Annotated in this window: 7 protein-coding genes; 5 read left to right on the forward strand and 2 right to left on the reverse strand. The window is 73.2% G+C overall.

Going from position 1 to position 6,867, the window contains the following annotated elements:
* Nucleotides 1-62: 62 nt before the first annotated feature.
* Nucleotides 63-959, reverse strand: coding sequence for a tyrosine-protein phosphatase (locus tag ACA514_RS19700; protein ID WP_375042634.1), 897 nt, complete (start codon nucleotides 957-959; stop codon nucleotides 63-65).
* A gap of 99 nt (nucleotides 960-1,058) precedes the next feature.
* Nucleotides 1,059-1,847: an IclR family transcriptional regulator gene (locus ACA514_RS19705; RefSeq protein ID WP_375042635.1), complete on the reverse strand. Its 789-nt coding sequence runs from the start codon at nucleotides 1,845-1,847 to the stop codon at nucleotides 1,059-1,061.
* Nucleotides 1,848-1,994: 147 nt separating this feature from the next.
* Between ACA514_RS19705 and hsaA the strand changes: the two genes are divergently transcribed.
* Genes hsaA through ACA514_RS19730 form a run of 5 tightly spaced genes read left to right on the forward strand, consistent with a single transcriptional unit; the run spans nucleotide 1,995 to nucleotide 6,741 of the window.
* Nucleotides 1,995-3,161: a 3-hydroxy-9,10-secoandrosta-1,3,5(10)-triene-9,17-dione monooxygenase oxygenase subunit gene (gene hsaA / locus ACA514_RS19710; protein ID WP_375042636.1), complete on the forward strand. Its 1,167-nt coding sequence runs from the start codon at nucleotides 1,995-1,997 to the stop codon at nucleotides 3,159-3,161.
* Nucleotides 3,158-3,646 (forward strand): flavin reductase family protein, encoded by a 489-nt coding sequence (locus tag ACA514_RS19715; RefSeq protein WP_375042637.1) that lies wholly within the window; start codon nucleotides 3,158-3,160, stop codon nucleotides 3,644-3,646. The genes hsaA and ACA514_RS19715 overlap by 4 nt, the downstream gene beginning before the upstream one ends.
* Nucleotides 3,647-3,661: 15 nt before the next feature.
* Complete coding sequence (locus ACA514_RS19720) at nucleotides 3,662-5,362, forward strand: FAD-binding protein (protein WP_375042638.1); 1,701 nt, start codon at nucleotides 3,662-3,664, stop codon at nucleotides 5,360-5,362.
* The gene (locus ACA514_RS19725) at nucleotides 5,359-6,507 is read left to right on the forward strand and encodes a Rieske 2Fe-2S domain-containing protein (RefSeq protein WP_375042639.1); all 1,149 of its coding nucleotides are present in this window, start codon (nucleotides 5,359-5,361) and stop codon (nucleotides 6,505-6,507) included. The genes ACA514_RS19720 and ACA514_RS19725 overlap by 4 nt, the downstream gene beginning before the upstream one ends.
* Nucleotides 6,508-6,510: 3 nt before the next feature.
* On the forward strand, nucleotides 6,511-6,741 hold the full coding sequence (locus ACA514_RS19730) for a ferredoxin (RefSeq protein ID WP_375042640.1): 231 nt from the start codon (nucleotides 6,511-6,513) through the stop codon (nucleotides 6,739-6,741).
* Nucleotides 6,742-6,867: the final 126 nt, after the last annotated feature.

Here is a 6,867-nt window from a genome sequence, read left to right on the forward strand (position 1 = left end):
TGCCGCGAGTCGTCGTTATGGGCAGCAGCGCCACAACGACGACTCGCCGCGACTCGACGTCGTTAGCGGGCGAGCAGTTGGTGGCGTAGGCGGGCCTCGGTGCGCCCGTCGATGCCGAGGCCGACGCGCAGGTAGCGGTCGAGCGTGCCGTAGGAGCGGCGGACCTGGTCGAGCGCCGCGTCCAGGTAGTCGGCCCGCACCTCCTGGATCGGGACGAGCAGGTCAGCGTCCTGCATGTACCCGGCCGCCTTCAGCTGCGCGCGGGTGGCCGCGTCGGCGTCCCACCGGTAGTCGTTGGACTGCAGGTAGTCGTACCGGGCGGTCTTGTCCGGGACGCCGAGCGCGCGCAGCAGCAGGTAGCTCGTCCAGCCGGTCCGGTCCTTGCCGCTCGTGCAGTGGAAGACCAGCGGCGTCCGCGACCGGTCGGCGATGTCGCGCAGCGTCCGGCCGAAGGCCGCGCGCGAGCCGGCGTCGCCGACGAAGCTCCGGTACAGCACGCGCATGATCTCCGCGCCGCGCCCGCCGCCGAGCACGGCCTCCTGCTTGGCGGGGTCCTTCGAGCCGATCGCGGCGTTCACGGCCGCGTACATGCCGGTGTCGGAGACCGGCCGGGCCGTCACCGAGAGCCCCGGCGGGAGCCGGTCCGCGCCGTCGCCCGCGACCTCGCCCGGCGTGCGGAGGTCGACGACCTCGCGGATGCCGAGCCGGCCGAGCGCGCCGAGGTCGGCGTCCGTCGTGCGGTTCAGCGCGTCGGTCCGGAAGACGAGGCCGGGCCGGACGCGCGCGTGCGAGACCGTCCGGTATCCGCCGAGGTCACGGAAGTTGACGGTGCCCTGCAGCGCGTCCTGCGCCGGCCCGGCGGCCGCCGGGACGGGCGCCGCCGCGACCGCGGCGGGGGAGGCGAGCAGGCCGCCGGCCGCGATGAGCGCGGCGACGCCCGCGCCACGAATCGAAGGCATGGGGATCCTCCTGGAAGGGGGTGAGAGGTGGCTCGCACCGTAGGAACCCCTGCCGTGCGCGCTTGCGCGCTTTCCCGATGAGCGGGAGACCGCCTCCCATCAGCGCAGCCGCGGGTGCGGGCCCGCGGTGAACAGGGCCCGCCGCACGTCGCGGGCGGTGGTGAGCAGCGGCGGGACGATCCGGCGCGCGTCGATCCGGGCCGGCGGGCCGCAGACGGAGATCGCCGCGGCGGCGCGCCCGGTGGCGTCGCGCAGCGGCGCGGCGACGCAGGACACGCCCCGGTGGCCCTCCTCGCGGTCGAACGCGACGCCGTGGTCGCGGATGTAGGCCAGCTCGCGGCGGAGCGCGCCGGGGTCGGTGATCGTGAACTTGGTGCGGGCGGGCAGCCCGGCGGCGAGCGTCTCGGCCAGCTCGTCCTCGCCGGCGAACGCCAGCAGCGCCTTGCCGGCGCCGGTGCAGTAGGCGGGCTGCCGGCCGCCGAGCCGGGACGGCACGCGCTCCTCCGTCCCGTCGCCGATCTTCTCCAGGTAGACGATCTCGGGGCCGTCGAGCACGGCCAGGTGCACCAGCGCGCCGGTCGCCTCGTGCAGCCGGCGCAGGTGGGGCAGGGCCGTCTCGCGCAGCCGGTTCTGGTGGACCGCGAGCGCGCCGAGTTCGAGCAGGCCGAGGCCGAGCCGGTAGCGCGACCCGGTGCGCTCCAGGGCGCGCAGCTGGACGAGCTGGTCGAGGATGCGGTGCACCGACGACCGGGGCAGCCCGGTGCGCCGGACCACCTCGCTCATCGACAGCTCGGGGCTCGTGCTCGTGAAGGAGTACAGGATGCGCGCCGCACGGGCCAGCATCGAGGTCTCCAGGGGCGGCTCGGTCGCCGCGGCGGGTGCCGGCATGGGCTGATTCCTCCCGGCTTGTCTCCCGCTCAGCGGGAAGTTGTTATTTCTAATTGGAACACCACGCCTAGCGTGCACGCAACACCCGCGTGAGCCGGATCACCCGGAACGGCCGCCGGGGGACCGGTGTCCGAGCAAGGAGCGACCATGAGCGAGCAGGTTCTGGAGGCGGTGCGCGACCTCGTGCCCGCGATCGCGGAACGGGCCGGCGACGCCGAGGAGGCGCGCCGGGTCCCGGAGTCCACGATCAAGGAGCTGGCGGGGACGGGGTTCTTCCGGCTGCTGCAGCCGAAGGCGTTCGGCGGCCACGAGGCCGACCCGGTCACGTTCTACACGGCCGTCCGGGAGATCTCCGCGGCCTGCGGGTCCACCGGCTGGGTCGCCTCGGTGGTGGGCGTGCACCCCTGGCAGCTCGCGCTGTTCCCGGCCCGGGCGCAGGAGGAGGTGTGGGGCGCCGACCCCGACACGCGCATCTCCTCGTCCTACGCGCCGACCGGGAAGATCACGCCGGTGGACGGCGGGTTCCGGGTGAGCGGGCGGTGGAGCTTCTCCTCCGGCTGCGACCACGCCGGCTGGGTGCTCCTCGGCGGGCTCGTCCCCGGGCCCGACGGCAACCCGGTCGACATGCGGACGTTCCTGCTGCCGCGCGCCGACTACCGGATCGACGACGTGTGGCACACGATCGGCCTGCGCGGCACCGGCAGCAACGACATCGTGGTCGAGGACGCGTTCGTCCCCGAGCACCGGACGCTGAGCTTCACCGACACCTCCGCGTGCGCCTGCCCCGGCCACGAGGTCAACAAGGCGCCGCTGTACAGGCTGCCGTTCGCGGCGGTGTTCTCCACGACGATCAGCATGCCGATCGCGGGCATCGCGCAGGGCGCTCTGGACGCCTACCTGAAGGCGACCCGCGAGCGCATCCGCGTCTCCTACGGCGGCCAGAAGGTGGCCGAGGACCCGCACGCGCAGGTCCGCATCGCCACCGCCGCCGGCGAGATCGACGCCGCGTGGACGCTGATGGAGCGCAACATCCGGGAGCTGATGGCGGCGGCCGAGGCGGGGGAGGAGTACCCGCTGAGGCTGCGGCTGCGCACCCGCCGCGACCAGGTCATGGCGACCGCCCGCGCGATCCGGGCCATCGACCTGCTGTTCGAGAACGCGGGCGGCCACGCCCTCAAGGAGGGCCACCCGGTGCAGCGCGGCTGGCGCGACGCGCACGCCGGGCGCGTCCACGCCGTCAACGACCCCGAGCGGGCGCTGACCCTCTACGGCATGGGCGCGCTGGGCCTCGAGGTGACGGACACGATGATATGAGCGGCCCGGACCCCGCGGCCGGGTTCCGGGACGTGCTCGGCCGGTTCGCGTCCGGCGTCACCGTCGTCACGTCCGTGGACGGCGACGGGCGGCCCGCGGGCCTGGCCTGCCAGTCGTTCGCGTCGCTGTCGCTGGACCCGCCGCTGGTGATGTTCTGCGTGGCCCGCACGTCCACGAGCTGGCCGCGCATCGCCGCGACCGGCCGCTTCGCCGTCAACGTCCTCGCCGAGGACCAGCGGGACGTGTGCCGGGCGTTCGCCGTGAGCGGCGCCGACAAGTTCGCCGGCGTCGGCTGGACGGCCTCCCCGCACGGCACCGCGCACCTTGACGGGGCGCTCGCCGCGATCGACTGTGCGATCGAGGACGTCCACGAGGCCGGCGACCACCTGATCGTGGTGGGCGCCGTCCGCGAGCTGCACGACCGGCGCGACGACGGCCCGCTGCTGTACTTCCGCGGCGGGTACGCCGCCGGCGCCTTCCACTAGCCGGAGAAGGGACCCATGCAAGCAGAACACGAGTACGACGTCGTGGTGGTCGGCTCCGGCGCGGGCGGGCTCACCGCGGCGGTCACCGCCCGGGCGCATGGCCTGACCGCGCTGGTGGTGGAGAAGACCGAGCGGTACGGCGGGTCGACGGCCCTGTCCGGCGGCGCGGTCTGGATCCCGAACAACCTCTACCTGGAGGAGGCCGGTCAGCGCGACACCCTGGAGAACGCGCGCGCCTACGTGGACGCAACGGTCGGCGACCGGGTGCCGGGCGAGCGCAAGCACGCCTACCTGACGCGCGGCCCGGAGATGCTGCGCTTCCTGCGGGACCGGACGCGCTGGGTGCGGTTCGAGTACACGCCGGGCTACTCCGACTACTACCCGGAGGCGCCCGGCGGGAAGCCGGAAGGCCGGTCGGTCGAGCCCTGCATCGTCGACGGCCGCAAACTCGGCCCCGAGTTCGCCAGGATGCGCCGCGCCGGGCTGCCGACCTACGGGATGACGATGACGTCCGCCGACTTCGGCAAGCTCAACATGGTCACGCGGACGTGGAAGGGCAAGCGGACGGCGATGCGCGTCGGCCTCCGCGCGGTCGGCGTCCTGCTGACCGGCCGGAGGCTGCTGTCGCTCGGCGAGGCCCTGGTCGCCCGGCTGCGGCTCGCGCTGGCCGAGGCGGGCGGCGAGCTGTGGCTGTCCAGCCCGTTCCAGGACCTGGTCGTCGAGGACGGCCGGGTCGCCGGGGTCACCGTCCGGCGCGGCGGCCGGGACGTGACGGTCCGCGCGCGGCGCGGCGTCGTCCTGGCGGCGGGTGGCTTCTCCCACGACCAGGCGCTGCGCGAGCAGTACCTCCCGGCCCCGACCAGCACGGAGTGGACGCACGCCGCCGAAGGCCAGACCGGCGACACGCTGCGCGCCGGGCAGCGGCTCGGCGCCGCCGTCGACCTGATGGACAGGGTGTGGGGCGCGCCGTCCGTCCCGACCCCGGACGGCCGGCTGTTCTTCCTGGTCGCCGACCGCGCCATCCCGTCGATGGTGATCGTGGACGGCACCGGGGAGCGGTACGCGCGCGAGTCGCTGCCGTACCACGAGTTCGTCGACCGGATGTACGAGCGCGGCATGCCCGCGATGGACTCCTGGATGATCATCGACGCGCGCGCCAAGGCCCGCTACGTGTTCGTCGGCCTGTTCCCCGGCCGGCCGTTCCCGAAGAAATGGCGGGAGAGCGGCTTCCTCAAGACGGGGGACACGCCCGCCGACCTGGCCGCGCAGATCGGCGTCCCGCCCGGCCGGCTCGAGGCGACCTTCAAGCGGTTCAACGAGTTCGCGCGCGCGGGCAAGGACGCCGACTTCGGGCGCGGCGACAGCGCCTACGACAACTACTACGGCGACCCGACGCTGCCGAACCCGAACCTCGCGCCGCTGGAGAAGGGCCCGTTCTACGCGGTGCCGGTCGTCCCCGGCGACATCGGCACCAAGGGCGGCCTCGTCACCGACGCCGACGCCCGTGTACTGCGCGCGGACGGGTCCGCGATCGAGGGCCTGTACGCGACCGGGAACTGCTCGTCGGCGGTGACCGGCGAGACCTACCCGGGCCCCGGCGCCACCATCGGCCCCGCCATGACGTTCGGCTACGCCGCCGCCACCCACATCGCCACCCGGGCAGCCACCGTCCAGGCCGCCGGCGACGAGCCGGCCACGCAAGGAGGCACATCATGAACCACCGCGTCATCGAGGCCGCACCCCCGCCGGAGCGGTTCGCCCGGGGCTGGCACTGCCTCGGCCTTGCCGACGCGTTCCGCGACGGCAAGCCCCACGCCGTCGAGGCGTTCGGCACCAAGCTCGTCGTGTTCCAGGGCGAGAACGGCGGGCTGAACGTCCTCAACGGCTACTGCCCCCACATGGGCGGAGACCTGACCCAGGGCACCGTCAAGGGCGACGCCATCGCCTGCCCGTTCCACGACTGGCGCTGGGGCGGCGACGGCAAGTGCGCGGGCATCCCCTACGCCAAGCGGGCGCCGCGCGGCGCCCGGACCCGCGCGTGGCCGGTGCTGGAGGAGAACAAGCAGCTGTTCGTCTGGAACGACCCGCAGGGCAACCCGCCGCCGCCCGAGGTGACGATCCCGCGGATCGAGGGCGCGTTCAGCGACGAGTGGAGCGGCTGGACCTGGAACACGCTGCGGGTGGACGGCTCGCACTGCCGCGAGATCGTCGACAACGTCGTGGACATGGCGCACTTCTTCTACATCCACTACGCGCTGCCGACCTACTTCAAGAACGTCTTCGAGGGCCACGTCGCCGCCCAGTACTTCGACGGGACGTCCCGCGACGACGCCTACCTGGGGTTCGTCCCGGGCCCGCCGCAGAAGATCGACCAGAAGTCCGAGGCCGCGTACTACGGCCCCTCCTACATGATCGACTACCTCTGGAACAAGGCGGCGGACATGACGGTCGAGACCGTCCTGATCAACTGCCACTACCCGATCAGCCCGACCTCCTTCATGCTCCAGTGGGGCGTGATCGTGAAGAAGTTCCCCGGCATGTCCGCCGAGGAGGCCGACGCGACGGCCGCGCAGGTCGCCGAGGGCGTCGGGCTCGGCTTCATGCAGGACGTCGAGATCTGGAAGAACAAGGCCGCCATCGACAACCCGCTGCTGTGCGACCAGGACGGCCCGGTCTACCAGCTGCGCCGCTGGTACCGGCAGTTCTACGTGGACGTCGAGGACGTCACGCCGGAGATGACCGACCGGTTCGAGTTCGAGATCGACACCTCCCGCGCCGTGCGGACCTGGCGCACGGAGGTCGCCGAGAACGTGGCGAACGGCGTGTCGTTCTCCGCGATCCCCGAGTCGATGCGGGCCTAGCGGATGCAGCCGGTCGACTGCCGGGCGTGCGGGGCCCGCGTCCTGGTCGAGAAGAACAGCCCGCCGCACACCAGCGTGCAGTGGACCGCCGCGGCCGGCGCCGCCTGCGGGGAGATCGCCCCGCGGGTGGCGGCCGGCGAGCCCGGCGCCCGCATCCCGCACTGCGGCGCGCTGCGCGCGTCCATCGAGTGGGCGGTCGCCGAGGGCCTGGTGCGGATCGAGAACCCGGACTGAGAGGGCGTTTGGTCCTTATATGTGGAGAATGTGCAGGTTCTCGTGCGAGCCAGCCGCGGCCGGACAGAGAGATGAGAGATAGCTGTTTTCGGTGAGGCTTGTGGAGCTTCGGACCAGCATGTTTCG

Source organism: Actinomadura sp. NTSP31, from assembly GCF_041951385.1.
Lineage (GTDB): Bacteria > Actinomycetota > Actinomycetes > Streptosporangiales > Streptosporangiaceae > Spirillospora > Spirillospora napierensis.